The sequence below is a fragment of the Sporosarcina sp. Y1009 genome (assembly GCF_057669865.1).
Genome location: NZ_JBYHFO010000002.1, coordinates 134,612 through 149,489 on the forward strand (window position 1 = coordinate 134,612; position 14,878 = coordinate 149,489).

14 protein-coding genes and 3 pseudogenes are annotated in these 14,878 nt (G+C 35.8%); 5 read left to right on the forward strand and 12 right to left on the reverse strand.

The features are described from left to right. Window positions 1-108: 108 nt before the first annotated feature. A complete protein-coding gene (locus tag AC25Y1_RS03350) occupies window positions 109-909 on the reverse strand; it encodes a DUF4097 family beta strand repeat-containing protein (RefSeq protein WP_488146531.1) in 801 nt (266 codons plus the stop codon). Between the two features lie 340 nt (window positions 910-1,249). Here AC25Y1_RS03350 and AC25Y1_RS03355 point away from each other — a divergent pair, with 340 nt between their 5' ends. After that, window positions 1,250-1,912, forward strand: coding sequence for a YczE/YyaS/YitT family protein (locus tag AC25Y1_RS03355; RefSeq protein ID WP_488146806.1), 663 nt, complete (start codon window positions 1,250-1,252; stop codon window positions 1,910-1,912). A 55-nt stretch (window positions 1,913-1,967) separates the two neighbouring features. Here AC25Y1_RS03355 and AC25Y1_RS03360 read toward each other — a convergent pair whose 3' ends face one another. Then, window positions 1,968-3,722, reverse strand: coding sequence for an EAL domain-containing protein (locus AC25Y1_RS03360; RefSeq protein WP_488146532.1), 1,755 nt, complete (start codon window positions 3,720-3,722; stop codon window positions 1,968-1,970). Window positions 3,723-4,180: 458 nt separating this feature from the next. On the opposite strand from AC25Y1_RS03360, the gene AC25Y1_RS03365 reads away from it, so the two are divergent. Further along, window positions 4,181-4,552 carry an iron chaperone gene (locus AC25Y1_RS03365; RefSeq protein ID WP_488146533.1) on the forward strand — a complete coding sequence of 124 codons (372 nt, stop codon included), beginning with the start codon at window positions 4,181-4,183 and terminating at the stop codon, window positions 4,550-4,552. 34 nt (window positions 4,553-4,586) lie between these two features. Here the strand turns inward: AC25Y1_RS03365 and AC25Y1_RS03370 are convergent, their stop codons facing one another. From AC25Y1_RS03370 to hpaB, 5 genes and pseudogenes are all read right to left on the reverse strand, one after another. Continuing rightward, entirely contained in the window at window positions 4,587-5,060 is a 474-nt protein-coding gene (locus AC25Y1_RS03370) for a sensor histidine kinase (protein WP_488146534.1), read from the reverse strand. 233 nt (window positions 5,061-5,293) lie between these two features. Then, the gene (locus AC25Y1_RS03375) at window positions 5,294-5,854 is read right to left on the reverse strand and encodes an AAA family ATPase (RefSeq protein ID WP_488146535.1); all 561 of its coding nucleotides are present in this window, start codon (window positions 5,852-5,854) and stop codon (window positions 5,294-5,296) included. 46 nt (window positions 5,855-5,900) lie between these two features. Continuing rightward, a pseudogene (locus AC25Y1_RS03380) lies at window positions 5,901-6,257 on the reverse strand (DUF4256 domain-containing protein); the annotation flags it as partial. A 303-nt stretch (window positions 6,258-6,560) separates the two neighbouring features. Continuing rightward, the gene (locus AC25Y1_RS03385; RefSeq protein ID WP_488146536.1) at window positions 6,561-7,040 is read right to left on the reverse strand and encodes a hypothetical protein; all 480 of its coding nucleotides are present in this window, start codon (window positions 7,038-7,040) and stop codon (window positions 6,561-6,563) included. Between the two features lie 248 nt (window positions 7,041-7,288). Beyond that, on the reverse strand, window positions 7,289-8,725 hold the full coding sequence (gene hpaB / locus AC25Y1_RS03390) for a 4-hydroxyphenylacetate 3-monooxygenase, oxygenase component (RefSeq protein WP_488146537.1): 1,437 nt from the start codon (window positions 8,723-8,725) through the stop codon (window positions 7,289-7,291). 317 nt (window positions 8,726-9,042) lie between these two features. Between hpaB and AC25Y1_RS03395 the strand changes: the two are divergent. Then, window positions 9,043-9,408 (forward strand): annotated as a pseudogene (locus AC25Y1_RS03395) (iron chaperone). 36 nt (window positions 9,409-9,444) lie between these two features. Here the strand turns inward: AC25Y1_RS03395 and AC25Y1_RS03400 are convergent. The 3 genes from AC25Y1_RS03400 to AC25Y1_RS03410 form a co-directional block, all read right to left on the reverse strand. Beyond that, window positions 9,445-9,819 carry a hypothetical protein gene (locus AC25Y1_RS03400; protein WP_488146538.1) on the reverse strand — a complete coding sequence of 125 codons (375 nt, stop codon included), beginning with the start codon at window positions 9,817-9,819 and terminating at the stop codon, window positions 9,445-9,447. Window positions 9,820-9,958: 139 nt separating this feature from the next. Continuing rightward, window positions 9,959-10,540, reverse strand: coding sequence for a DUF4256 domain-containing protein (locus AC25Y1_RS03405; RefSeq protein ID WP_488146539.1), 582 nt, complete (start codon window positions 10,538-10,540; stop codon window positions 9,959-9,961). Between the two features lie 307 nt (window positions 10,541-10,847). After that, entirely contained in the window at window positions 10,848-11,348 is a 501-nt protein-coding gene (locus tag AC25Y1_RS03410) for a DUF6155 family protein (protein WP_488146540.1), read from the reverse strand. A gap of 409 nt (window positions 11,349-11,757) precedes the next feature. Between AC25Y1_RS03410 and AC25Y1_RS03415 the strand changes: the two genes are divergently transcribed. Next, window positions 11,758-12,726: an arsenic resistance protein gene (locus AC25Y1_RS03415; protein WP_488146541.1), complete on the forward strand. Its 969-nt coding sequence runs from the start codon at window positions 11,758-11,760 to the stop codon at window positions 12,724-12,726. A 7-nt stretch (window positions 12,727-12,733) separates the two neighbouring features. Here the strand turns inward: AC25Y1_RS03415 and AC25Y1_RS03420 are convergent. Beyond that, window positions 12,734-13,197: pseudogene (locus tag AC25Y1_RS03420) on the reverse strand (class I SAM-dependent methyltransferase); the annotation flags it as partial. 4 nt (window positions 13,198-13,201) lie between these two features. Next, window positions 13,202-13,537: a GIY-YIG nuclease family protein gene (locus AC25Y1_RS03425; protein ID WP_488146542.1), complete on the reverse strand. Its 336-nt coding sequence runs from the start codon at window positions 13,535-13,537 to the stop codon at window positions 13,202-13,204. A gap of 413 nt (window positions 13,538-13,950) precedes the next feature. Between AC25Y1_RS03425 and AC25Y1_RS03430 the strand changes: the two genes are divergently transcribed. Next, window positions 13,951-14,850 (forward strand): DUF6612 family protein, encoded by a 900-nt coding sequence (locus tag AC25Y1_RS03430; RefSeq protein ID WP_488146543.1) that lies wholly within the window; start codon window positions 13,951-13,953, stop codon window positions 14,848-14,850. Window positions 14,851-14,878: the final 28 nt, after the last annotated feature.

A 14,878-nucleotide genomic window follows, 5' to 3' on the forward strand; every position in this document is an offset into this window, starting at 1 on the left:
CTTTGACTTTCAAATTACTTGCTTACATCTTTTCATTAAGGATTGGATTCACAAAAAGACCGTTGATTTATAAAATCAACAGTCTTAACAGATACTTTTTTAAATTCCTTACTTTGTTACCGTTATTCGTCCATTATCAGTCCTTAATTTTATCAAATGTTTCCCAGTCCCATACACAGTCTGCTCATTGCTTTTTCCGAAAATATCGATTTTACCATTATCCGTTTTCACATCAAATACCACATTAGTCGGCTCTTTTGTTGATTGGATTTCAATTCGTCCATTATCTGTTGTTAGGTAGATTGGACGATCCAAGTTGTCTGTCACCAGCATAATTCCGCCGTTGTTTGTCTTTCCAATAATTTCACCGGAGACTTGTTCTAATAGAATTTTACCATTGTTCGAGTCTACTTGGGTAGTAACCGTATCGACATTTTTTAATTCGATTCTTCCATTGTCAGTTTCAAATTTTATATCTTTTGCTTTCATATTTTCTGCCTTGATTTTTCCATTATTATTATTAATTTTGATCATATCATATTGTTTTTCAGGAACTTTTATAAGTAGTTCTATTTTCGAAAATGATAAATCAAAACTAAGGAAACCCCATCTTTTTTCCTTCAACTTCACAGTGAGTTCATCATTCTTAACGTCAGCTTGAAAATCAAGTTTTGTATTTTTCCTCTTCTCACCTATATACTCAACGGTTGTTTCACTGCTATTGGTTGAAATAATTTCCACCGCAGCATTGTCGGATAGAACGTCTATACTTGTAAATGATTCGTCCCCAATTTCTTTTTTATTCGAGCCTTCAACAAAATTATTCCAAACTTGAAAAAGAGAAATTGCCCCAAATATAACAATAAACATAATTAACAAAACCACGAGCAATCTTTTATTTTGTTTCATTTTCCTAACCTCCACATAAATGATCTAACGGGATTACCCCAATATATTTATTATAATGGTTAGGTGCGTCTTAGTGAATGGACTTGGGCATTGGTTTTTACTCAGCCCTTAGACGTAGAGTCCGACTCCCTGTGATTAAAAAATCGAATCCTGCCGCCACTAATCTGGAATTGTCCAATGACAATTACCCATAACTGATTTGCCAAGTGAAACAATCTTCTTCAAAAACGCCATTAAGTAATGCATTTTCCAAGTATCCCTTACAAACAAACAACGCACCTTATTTTAAATTCGATGTTATGATTAATTGGTCAAAATAACTTAGAAAGTGAAGGTAGTTATGAATCATATCAACGTTACAATGAAGCGCCTCTTCGTATATGTATTCGGTTTATTTTTCTTATCACTTGGCGTTAGCTTTTCAATTCAGGCGGGACTTGGCGTATCCCCTGTGTCCTCTCTTGCATATGCCTTTACGTTAACCGTAGGATTATCAATCGGCATGACAACGATACTTTCAAATGTTTTATTTATTTTTTGTCAAGTGATATTAAATAAACGTATCGATATGAAAGAATTTACGCTTCAACTCATCATCGCATTTTTATTTGGATTCTTTATGGATGCTACTCTATTTATCGTACAACTACTTCCCACCCCTGAAACAATCATCGTTAGATGTCTCTATTTACTAATAAGTTTGTTGGTCGTGTCATTTGGTTTACTCAATTATTTCACAGCGAAACTTCCATTAATGCCCTATGATGCACTTACCTATGTAATTAGTGAACGATTTAACTGGAAATTTAGCAAAGCAAAAATCACAAGTGATTTACTCAACGTTTGTGTGGCAGGTACCGTTTGTTTAATTTTCATCCAATCATTTGGCTCAATTGGGTTCGGAACACTAGCTGCAGCGTACTTCATCGGAAAAATTTTAGGCTGGATGATGAAAAAGTACCAACACCCCCTACAACAATGGGTTTTTCAAATGAAATCTTAAAAACTTTACCCGTGTACTAAACTTCAGGTAAGTTTAGTGCGCAGGTATGTCAAATTCAGCCTTCTGTAAACAGATAATTACTTCCAGGTAATTGCTTACACTGTTTTTTGATTTCACTTACCTTCTTTGTTAACTCATATGTAGATTGAAAGTGGCGATTGAATATTGCCGCGATTGAGATAGTTAGAAGAGGAAACAACTCGTCTTTTCCGTGTCTGTTTTTAGAAACAATCCAACCATTCTCTACATCATTTTTAGTGTAAAACTGTTTTATTGTTGTATCGAATTGTTCAATGATTTCTTCGCAATATGTGATGGATTTCTCTGATGGCACCACTAAAATAAAATCATCACCGCCAATATGCCCTATGAAATCATTTGGAGACACAATTTCTTTCAAAATATCAGCAAGTTGCATAAGTATTTGATCGCCTTTTTCAAAACCGTACACATCATTGTACGGCTTAAAATTATCTAAATCCAAGTATAGAACACTGTTATCTTCTGTTTTCTCAATACAATATTGCAATTGTTGTTCAACTAGAACATTCCCCGGTAACTCAGTTAACGGATTCATATGTTTCGCAACGTTTACTTCAATTTCCATCGTTTTCTCAAGTAATTCTTTAACCGTCACTACCCCATAATACTGTCCATCTTTCGTAATCGTTATAAAGTCATACAAACGTTCAGAATCCCTCATCATTGCAAGTTTTGCGACTATATGTATAGGCGTATTCATATCCACTTGTAAAAAATTTGTATCCATAATTTCTTCTATCGCCTTATTACTATATAAACTATATCCGTACGGCCCACTAATTCTAAAATGCAATTGGTTTCGTGTAATGATGCCGACTAGTCGATTGTCTCTAACTATACATAGACCTGGCATTGAATTATTTTGATCCATCATTAACTTAACCTTATCAATTAACGTCGTAGCATCAAGCCTTTGTAGTGGAGTTGAAATATTTCCCACCATTGTATCAGTAATATGCGTTAAGGAGTTGTTTCGTTTATGATTATTTTCGTCTATTATCATTTCAACTATCTCCTGATTTATCGGCACCAGATTAGATTTAGGCTTCTGAATAAAATAACCTTGTCCAAAATGAACACCTAAATCAATAAGCGTAGACAATTCCTCTTTCGTTTCAATTCCCTCTGCAATAATCCTAATTTGAGAAATTATCGCGAATTCACATAAACTTTTCACAAGCGACTGCTTTGTTGTGTCTGTATCAATGTCTCTTATTAACTTCATATCTAGTTTCATAAAATGAGGATGGATATCTGTTAATATATTCAAACCTGAATAGCCAGATCCCACATCATCGATTGCAATTTGATAATGTTGCTCTTTATAATGATTAATAGTTTTCTTAAAATGCGATAACTTTGATATGGCCTCTTTCTCTGTAATTTCAAAAACAATTTTGTCAGAATCGATTTTATATCGACTTAAATATTCTCTTGTAAATCCATGTTTAAATTTTGAATCGCTCATAATATTGGGGTTGACATTTAAAAACAATTTACCTTCCGATTGAAGTGTATGTGCAGTTTCTAATGCTTTTGTACGACATAAATACTCTAAATCCCAAAGTTGGTTATGTTCCATTGCATATGAAAATAACTTTTCCGGATTTTGTAATGGCGTATTCGACGGCCCCCTGCTTAGTGCTTCGTAACCTAGTACACGTCCATCTTCTAACGAAATAATGGGTTGGAAGACGGTTTTAATTTCTTGGTTTTTAATAATCGAGAAAAATAACGCCTGCAATTGATTTTCTTTTAACTGTATCAACTAGCACACTCTCCATTCAGTAGGACATTATTATCATTATAATGAATGCACATAGAACTTGTGTCATGGAGATGTTATTTTTATGTAAAGAGTTTGTAAACAAAAAGGTACGAAACAATCACAAAAGTTTAAACAAACGTGTTAGTTTGTTGCAGGTTCTGGCAGCAAGCACATAGTCCAAGTGAATATGCGGCTCTACCTAAAAGAGTAGTACTATCCTTCCATTTAGATCGATTATGTTAGGTTCACTCGGCTCATCAGTACCGGTAGCTGGATAGAGATTTGCATATTTGAAAACAAAATTTCCGGTAACGTCCATATGGTGCTGTAGTAGTGTTAGGAATACATAATATCTTTGTGTTACAATTGTTTTCATAGTTGCTTTCCAAGATTAAGACACAAAATAATATTGAGAATTAGAAATTTTGCAGTACAGCAGAATTTCGAAGGAGGAAGACATGGAAGTTTTCGAAAAATATTTAGCAGGTATTGATAATCCCGACCACCTCGATCGAACCAAAGAAGTTTTAGAATGGGTGGCGCATGAATTCCCGAATTTAGAACGGCAAATCAAGTGGAATACACCAATGTTTACCGATCACGACACATATATCATAGGCTTTTCAACAGCAAAGCAACATATAAGCGTTTCCCCTGAAGAAGCAGGTATTGCCCACTTTGCCGATGACATTGCACAAGCTGGCTACAGCGCTACCAAAGGCTTGTTTCGAATTCGGTGGAATGAACCAGTGAATTACGAATTACTTAAGAAAATGATTGAATTTAATATTCAAGATAAAGCAGAATATACGAGTTTTTGGCGGCAATAATACATCACGCCTTATTCAAAAACGCATGACACGATTATAATTCATGCGTTTTTGACTCTAAATTAAGGAGCTGAATGTTAAGAATGAACCAATGCCCATCCAACTCAGCATCCATTTTCCCATCCATTTTTTCAACTAATTTTTTAGACAGATAAAGCCCCAACCCACTTGCTTCGGTGTTCGTTCGACTAGTGACTTCCATATAGAAACGCATAAACACCTTCTCTACTGCGACTTTACTATCGGATTTAATGTCATTTTCAATACGAATAACTAGATAGCTTCCTTCATTCCCATAGCTGATAACCGCTTTACTTTTGGCATAGCGAAGAATATTTTGAACGATATTTTGGATGACACGTATAAGCATAAACTTGTCAGCAATGATTTGATGATCATGCATTTGTTCTGGAAATTGGAATTCAATTTTCTTTTCTTCAAATTGGTCATAAAAAGATAAGAAGATTTCTTCAACTAAATTAGAATGAGGAATTGAGGATAACTTCATTTCTTTTTGGTTGGTAAGTTAAGATTAACCAGTAAATATAAATATTGAGCATAGGAAAGTATAAAGAAAGTGTAAAGAATTTAGTGTAAATCATTCAGAATTGAAATAAGCGGATCATACTAAGTGGAAATATGATTAAAATTATAAAACAAACTTAAGAAGGCTGTCCGATACTTAGTATCGAACAGCCAACTGCTATACCTCTTACACTTATTTACTTTCGTGTCATTTAATCAAATATCCTGTGCGGTACTAACAATTTCCCGAATCACTGGTCGAATGTCCTCATCGTTTTTAATTTCAAATAAATAATCTGCCTCGCCTTCCGTTGGACTTATCACACCATCTTTCGGGGTCTCTGCGTGTTGCCGATTTAGCACTTCCTCAAAAGTAGAAGCAGTTCTAAATACAGCCGTACTACGTTGACTAGTAGAAACTCGTTCTAGAAGAACTTGGTCCGGAATATCGAAGTTAACTAGGATGTTGATAAATCCCTGACTTTTAAAATATTCAAGTAAACTAATTCGACCCTTTTGTCCGCGATTTGAATTGCATAAAATTAGATGGAAATCTGTTTGATTCACAGCATAGTCGACAATTGTATTAGAGATGGCATACTTGATGGTATTTGGTCCTTGTTTCGGTAGTAAGGCTTTATAGTAATGGTTGATAAATTCAGCATGATTGTCTTGATCAATCACCAATGAGTTGTTTAACTGTTTTTCCAAGGCATTAGCAAACGTTGTTTTACCACTGTGGGTTTTGCCAACTGTAATAATTACAAATCTTTTCAATTAGGCAACTCCATTCTTTAAGGCGCTAATAATTTTCTAGAAATCACTAAACCCTTAGCGAGCCACGGAACCCTCTGGCAGCATAGTAGGATTCTGCTCCATTGTGGTACACAAAGACAGTGTCATAGCGACAATCGCAAAAGATAGCCCCACCTAATTTTCTAATATTGGCGGGTGTTAGCACCCAACTCGACGTTTTCAAATCGAACTTTCCGAGTTTCTGTAGCTCCCGGTATTTTTCTTCTGTTAGCAGTTCAATGCCCATGGCAGTTGCCAAATCAATCGCGTTATTTTCTGGTTTATGTTTTTTCCTAGACTCCAACCCTGCAAGATCATAACAAACACTCCTGCGGCCTTTAGGACTTTCCGCCGAACAATCATAAAAAATGTATTCATCGTTTTCCACTTGTCACGCAGACAATCGTTGAACTTGTAGGTGAACTCATTTACATTCGATTAGTCCCTACTCTACTTTTACGTGAAAAAACAACCTAATCTAATCTATTGTACAAGAACCCTGTTGAGTCGTAATATCTGCATCGTTGCGTTCATTAGTGTATGAAAAGTATGTACATGGTTTCTCGCACGAATTCCTCTGTTTGCAATAATTCTAATCGAGATTTCGAATAAACATAAAGACCGCCGATATACAAAATCGACGGTTAACCAGTAGTACTACAATGATACATTAACAATACGTACTCTTTCATCCACTAATTAGCGATCCACAGTATTGGCATTCTTCAACTTGCCCTTTGACTACCTTATTATTTGCTCCACAACCTTGACAAGGGACAATTATCATTTCTACTTCATGATTCTTTAATCTTGCATCAATTTCAAATTCTTTTGAAAAAACAATTTCATCTAGATTAAAATTAATATAGGCATCTTCAAAAAAACCTTTATCAATCATTTCCTTAATATCTTTAATTGCACTATCATGTGATACAGGAATCGCTGATGAAATGGTCGCAATCGACCGCAATCTTTGATTTACAATTAAATCAATGTACTTTTTATATTTGACAGCGTTTACTGATAACTTTTTACCTAGATAAACTAAAATCAATCCTAAGGAAACAAAGAACAACATACCGATTGTTCCGTTTATGATGCCATCTTCCATTAATGAGGTCCATGAGATTATCCCCATGCTCGCAATGATCCATCCCCAAATCGTCATTGTTCTTCCTGACGATAGTGACGCTTTCTTATCACCGCTAAGTTTTTTAATAAGAAAATAAACGCCAACCGGCCAAAATATAATTAAGAGAAAAATAATTAGCGGCCACGAATGAGTTTTTATCGGTATTTTATAAGCTGACTTCAGTTTTCATTACCCCCTCCAGAGATCAGAACTACTTTGATTTTACTCTATATCTTATTGTAATAGACTTCCCCTGATTTTATAATAAGCCTGTGCAGCAATCATCACAACCCTAAAATGTCATCAACCCGTTTTACAAATGGTTTCTTATCGTAGTCCGAATACAATTCACTGGAAAGTTTAATAGGATCACCAAAGAAAAATCGTTCATATAATGTTTCGCGTGTACCAAAAGAGCTCATCGTTAAATCCCATGCCAAACGGAATATTTTGACGCGGTCTTCTGCATTTTTGGATTTAGCCTGTAAATATTGATCTAAATCTTTTCTAATATTTGATTTAAATGCATTTACTGTTGGAATTGACATTAATCCACTTGCGCCTAAAAGCTGAATGATTTCGGTGAATCTTGGATAGACGCGTGGAAAAATATTACTAGCAATTTGCAGCGTTATTCGATCTGGTCGCATAAATCCCCATTCATCCATTTCAGCTTCAGCCTCTGATTTAATGACCAATGCTTTCATCGTTTCCAATGCGATAATAATTTCGGTAGCTTTACTTTGAACATGCTGATATTCCCCGATATTAATCGTGTCAATAATAGACTGGACAACACCCAAAACAAACTCTGTTTTAACAATCTGTCTAGAAACGACTTGATGCAAAGTAAATGGCAAGAATGAGCTAGCAGCCATAAAACTGTTCGATACTTCTATGTTGTCATAATAAAACACGCGCGCCCAAGGAACCAATACATTGTCGAAAACTACAATAGTATCCATTTCCTCATACCGCGAACCTAATGGATAATTAAATTGAGAATCTCCTCCAACAAATGATTCTCTGCATACAAACCGAAGACCTTCACTGTCACTAGGTATCGAAAAAGCGAATCCATTTGCTGGATCTTTAACTCCCCCTGCCGAAATAACTACAATCTCATCCGTGATCCCGCCTTGTGTTGCCAGTAGACGCGCACCCTTTACAATAATTCCTTTTTCATTTTTTTCAATAACCTTTGCAGCAATCGGCTCACTCGTTTCCTCAAAATAGAATTGTGCGCGGTTCACTTGTGGACTAATGAATGTATGCGTCATAGATAAATCATTTTCGCGTGCATATTCATAGAATGATAATATGTGTTCGGGAAAACAATTTTCTTTTCCTTTTAAGTAGTTTACAGACGATGCAAGCGCCATCAACACAGTATTCATATAGTCTGGACTTCTTCCCATCATGCCATTGTTAGATTTAGCCCAATGCTGGATCATTTCCCGCCTTTTATTTAGATCACTTTTTACTTTTGGCTGTAAATAAGACAATCCAACTTGATGTCCTGTTTTTGGTGATTGGTAAGTCATAACGTCTTTTAATGATGGATCATGTTGCATATCGTATAATGCTGCTTGGCTCTTCATGATTCCTTTGAATGCAGCATGCTCCGAAATATTGCCTGTCACGGGATTACCATCTACCCAAACATTCGTTTGTAGCCGGTCAATCCGATTTATATAATCATTTCCGGTAATAGCTGGCATACACTCACCCCTAAATGGTAGTAGCTAATTATGTGGCATTCGATGTATATAAACATCCAAACTATTTCTTTGATTATATATTATTAATATTCGCTTTCGATTGTTACAATAGGGGGATTGTCTAGAATTCAGTCGAATTGAAAATCATACCTGCGTACCAATCATTCCTGAGTGTAAATTTAACACTGATTATTTAATAGAGAAATCAATATTAACAATTTCCTGAATAACAGATTGAACTTTATCAGCGGTTCAAAAAAGTAATCTGCCTCGTCTTCTGTCGGTTTAGTGACGCCGTCTTTTGCGGTCTCAGCCTGTTGTCGAATAAGTACTTCCTCAAAGTATTAGCAGGTATCGATAATCCCGACCACCATGATTGAACAAAAGAAGTCTTGACATTGGTTGGCATTAAATTCCCGAACCTAGAACCGCAAATCAAATGGAATATACCAATGTTTATCAATAATGACACATATATCATCGGATTTTCTACAGCGAAGCAACATTTGAGGGTTTTACCGAAAAGTGCAGGCATTACACAATTTTCCGATGACATTGCACAAGCTTATAGCGTTACCAAAGGCTTGTTTCGAATTCCGTGGAATGAACAAGTAAATTACGAATTGCTTGAGAAAATGATTGAATTTAATATTATAGATAAGGTTGGATATACGAGTTTTTAGCGGTAATAATAAATCACGCCTAATCACCAACAATATTTATTCCTCATCATCCCACCGAATCCCAAAAGGAACCCCATTTGCTGTGTATCCAGCAATGAAAGAAAATTGATCATCAGAATCGAGAGGATAATCATCTTGGGCTTCTTTTTGTTCTTTTCGCTTTCTTTTTTCATTCTGCCGATTTATAAGTGATGTTTCTACTTGCTCCTTATAATGATCGCTGAATGAAACCCCAAGAATTTCTAACTCTTTAATCGCGCATAATATGCCGACACCGTACCACTTGCTGTACGATTTTGCGATGTTTTTAGCAGTAGTTGTCGGCAACCATTTTGTTTTCGCATTATGCAAACGCTGGTCCCTATTGTATCTTTTTCTACGAGGAGGATTCGCTTTCTTTTTTTTGCCCATAGTCTCATCCCTATCATTCTTCTACCAGATTTCTAGATAAAGTTCATTAAAATTAAAGCCTAATCCCTCAACACTTCATTGAGAAATTAGGCGCTTATGTCGTGATCCGTTCCCAAATTCAAATATGGCTATTTGGCAATTAAACAGTTAGCGAGCCACGGAAACCTCTGGCAGCATAGTAGGATTCTGCTCCATTGTGATACACAAAGACAGTGTCATAGCGGCAATCGCAAAAAATAGCTCCGCCGAGTTCTCTAATGTTAGATGGCGTTTGCACCCAACTCGAAGTTTTTATATCGAATTTTCCAAGTTCCTGCAACGCTCGATATTGATCCTCCGTTAAAAGTTCAATACCCATAGCAGTTGCCATATCAATCGCGTTATTTTCTGGTTTATGTTTTTTCCTTGACTCTAACGCTTCACGGTCGTAACAAACACTTCTACGACCTTTAGGACTCTCCGCCGAACAATCATGAAAAACGTATGCATCATTCTTTATATCATAGTCTACAACATCCGGTTCACCACCAGTTTTCTCCATTTCACCTAGCGACCATAGTTTTTCGGGATTTGTATCCAGCTTTTTTTGAACTTTAGCCCATTCAAGACCTTTATGGCGGTTCATATTTTTCTCGAAACGCGCTTTCAATATTTCGAGTAATTCTTCACGTGGGTCAAGTGACAGCTCTTTGTTATCGATAATTTTATTTTCATTAGTCATGGTTAGTTTCCTCCTAAATTATATGATTCAGCAAGTCGATTGCCCCACAATACAGCTGTTAATCAATTGGATTTGTATTAAGTATAACACTTTCAATTCCAGAAACTTTTGATAATGATAAATGATCTATTCCAATGACTCTAATCATTATCGGCCACTCCACCTCATAATCATTCCTGGAATAAAAATCTTCGAATTTTCGTATCTTTGGAACAATCAATCATAAAGAAGTTACTCATAAAAAAATTCAAACTCATAAGTTTCAGGTGACCAATAGCATTACATAGGATAAAACATCGTACACTATTTACTCATCGTCATCTAACCAACTTAAGGAATAATAAAGATCATTTAATACGTCATTATACCCCCAGCCTGTTCCTTCTGAATCTTCTACAATAGAAAATAACCAGTCATCAAACATCTCGAATAATTCTTCAGACTCCCCGCACTCTTCGATTATCTTTTGATACATTGATGCCATACTGTTATAAAATTTAGCATCAATATCTCCAAATGTCTTTGTGAAAATCGTCCCATTGTCTACATAATGTAGCATCAACTCAATCGTTTTCACACGATCGTTTGTGAGTTTTTCAAATTGATTGATTGAACTTTTTGCAACTGCTAAACGAAGCTTCCCATGCCCCTTATCGGGGAAAAATTCATCTTCAATTACTTTTTTTGCTTTCTCGTACACCTCTTCAATAGCACTGCTACCAAGAAATTTTACAGACAAAAACTCTTGTGCAGTCTTATCTGCTTTGTATAAATCAACAATAACATCGATAAGTTCCTTTTGATTCATTTCTTTTAAATGTTTTTTAGATCTGTTATTTTTATTTTCGTCATTATTTTAATTCATCCCCAATTTGAAAGTTTAAGCTCAACTAAATTTAGCTAAAGACAGTCCCTCTTGCTTTCAAAAATCTCGAATTGCTTTTATTTAATCCAATCAACTATCGTTATTATTGAAAATTGTTAAATGGATTTCTTACGAAAATCGATTCTAATAAGATTAGAACAAACAGGAAGAAGAAGAATTTCGTTTAGCATAAGCTCCTTCCCTCTAAATCTTTTCGGTTAGGAGGTTTTTTAAAAATTAAGCTAAACAATAATTATGATAACATTAAGGAAGAATACCTGTTCAAACATGAGCTCCTAAAAAACTTTGCAGAAAGTCTCTTTAGGGGGCAATAAAAAGGGGCAACTAAATAATGATTTCTAGAGAAAAATTAGAAAACAATCAAGTTTGGCTATATATCATTGTATTAATAACAGCAGCTGGGTCCGGATTAATGGTTCCTGATTTTTTCGGACAATTAGATATAACGATTTCTGTTGTCATTGCTATTTTGATGTACAGTATGTTTTCACAGATTCCTTTTACATCTATAAAAACGTCGTTTGCTAATCGACGTTTTATCTTGGCGCTATTAACTGTTAACTATATAGCAGTGCCTATTGTGGTATGGCTTCTATCAAGGTTATTACCCGAACACCCACCATTATTACTTGGTGTCTATTTAGTTTTACTAACCCCTTGCATTGACTATGTGATTGTTTTTACAGCTTTAGGTCGTGGAAATGAAAAGCTGATACTGATGTCAACACCGATTCTCTTCATTACGCAGATGCTGCTTTTGCCTCTGTATTTATGGTTGTTTATGGGAGAGGATGCAGCAAGAATCGTGGAACCTGCTCCGTTTTTGGAAGCTTTTTTCGGTCTTATCGTTATTCCACTCGGAATTGCTATTGCTATACAGCTGCTTGCAAGAAAAGCACCTGTTGGAAATAGAATAGTAGATTTTTCGGCATGGCTGCCCGTTCCATTCATGGCACTTACCCTTTTTGTGGTCGTTGCTTCTCAAATCGGCAAATTATCTACCTATATGGACTTAATTATCAAAGTCATTCCGATATATGTCGCATTTATGATCATCGTGCCTGTTGTTTCACGATTCATCGCTAAGTTGTTTAAGCTCGATACAGGATCAGGTCGTGCCCTTATCTTCAGTGGATCAACACGTAATTCGCTTGTAGTTCTTCCTCTCGCCCTGGCGTTGCCCGACGAGTTAAGCACGTTGGTAGCTGCAGTAATTGTTACACAGACAATCGTTGAGCTTGCAGGTGAACTAATTTATATTCGATTAGTACCTAATCTACTTTTGCGTAAGGAAAACTGATTAGAAGTCACTTTATACTACTGCAGATAAACATCGAAGCATCTTGATTCATGAAAATATGATTTCCGTGATAGAATTTTTCAATTTCAATTGATTTAATTCCAACTTCGGATGATTAATTTTATCATTTTTGTCAAAATCAATAATAAGTAGCTTGCCACCACTATTTAAAACGTTAAATAATTCTCGTAAAATTTTTATAGTGTCCGGAATATGAAGAAGGACAAGTGACATTAAAACTATATCTGCTTTAAGTTCAGGAGTTTTTTCAGTGAAATCCGAATAAAGCACTCTTGAATTGGTGATTCCTCTTTGAGTAATTTTAGCTTTCGCAACTTCAAGCATTGGCCTTGATGAATCAACCAGCAACATCAATTCTGTTAAATCTGCAATTTCTAAACTAATAAGACCTGTACCACTCCCATAGTCGATTAAAGATTTCGATTTACTGTTATGTAATTCTGGTCTTACTGCCTCAAATTTCAGGCCAAACTTCATGTTGTTTGCTAATCCACCTAATGCCTGATAACTCCGGTAGAAGGCTTTTGTATTTTCCTAGATTTAAAATTTGTATAGCTTCTAGTTGTCCGTAATTAATACTATTAATGTTCACTGAATTGTAGGCTGGGGTATGAATATGGATTAGTAAACTTTCAGCTAAAGAAATTTGATTGCTCCAAATGTCATCCGACGGCGTAATTGAACCACTAAATCTTCCGACATAGAATGTATAGTCATCCTCCAACCAATAGGCGTGCTGCATAATTCTTGTACCAAACGAGCTATTTAAAGTACTTGCTGACGAAATCATTATATTAATTAAATACAAGATCCTTTCATTTAAAAAATCGTACCCGTGCACGAAACAATCATGAAAGTTTAAACATTCGTGATAGTTTCTTGCACAGGTACGTCAAATAATAGATGGGCAAATTCTTGTTCACTTTCTGTTCCGAGCGTTGATTGTTCGACTGCGTTCACGGCTTTATGAAGCATTTCAACGTCTCCCTTTGAAGGTTTTCACGTAATTTTGGTGAATCCTGCTTGATTTTGTAAGATACTTTATTCTACCATATTACCTAGTATATTTATCTGACTATTCATGACTTTTGATAGAAGTTTTGGAATGTCTTACAAATACCCTAATTTAAATGACTTTTCATTAATTAACCCTGGCTTAACCTTGCTCGTTTAAGATGTGCGGTAGAAGGAGGTCGGTACTACTTGAGGAGGTTATATGTTTTATTCTTATCGGTTATTGCGGGCATGTTGTTAGGTGCTTGTAGCATTACAGTTCAAGAGCCTAACAATGAAGTTGAGGGAATTGATACAGATAAAGAAGTGAACGAAGTGGATGAAGTTGTGCAGGAAAATGAAGAAGTCGAAGAGGCTAAAGAAGAAGATGTTGTGGAAGCGGATGCAACTTTAGATGTAGAAGCTCTCTTCACTAAAATGAAGGAGGCTTCAAAAACGATTAATCGTGTTGCGATCACAGCAGATACTAAAACGACAACTACGATGAGCGGCGTGACTAGCGTCGAATCTAGTACGATTGCTGGTAGACTTCAGATTGCCCCAGCTGTCCAACACATTATCAATACAGCAACTTCAGGCGAAGCTACTGATGGTGAAATGTACGTAACGGAAGATGCAACCTATTTTAGCACCGAAGACTCTGGAGGTTGGATAAAATTCAATCATAGGCAGAATGATGGTGTGGTTGGTGTTCTTCGAGAAGAGCAGTTAGCACACTTAATCGACTATTCAGGTGCTTTTGAATTAACGGAGGACGATATTCACTTTATCATTACTTATATCGGATCCGATGACCTATACAAAGAAGTCTTTTACTCTGGGCCAATGCGAACTAAGACACCTGCTGGTGATTTATCGGCTCAGATTGAAAAAATGGAAATCACTGGTTCAGTACAAATGATGGTCTCAAAAGAAACTTTTTTTGTTGATTCTCAAGTTTCGATGACAGACGTGACAATGCATGACACCGTTGTCATCCATACCATTGATGAAGCATCGTACACTTTTACTAATTATAATCAATTAGATGAAGTGGTTGTGCCTGAGGATATCATTGAAAATGCAATGAGCATAAATCCAGGAGCGTGAACACGAAAAAGTATCAAATAAAAATGCT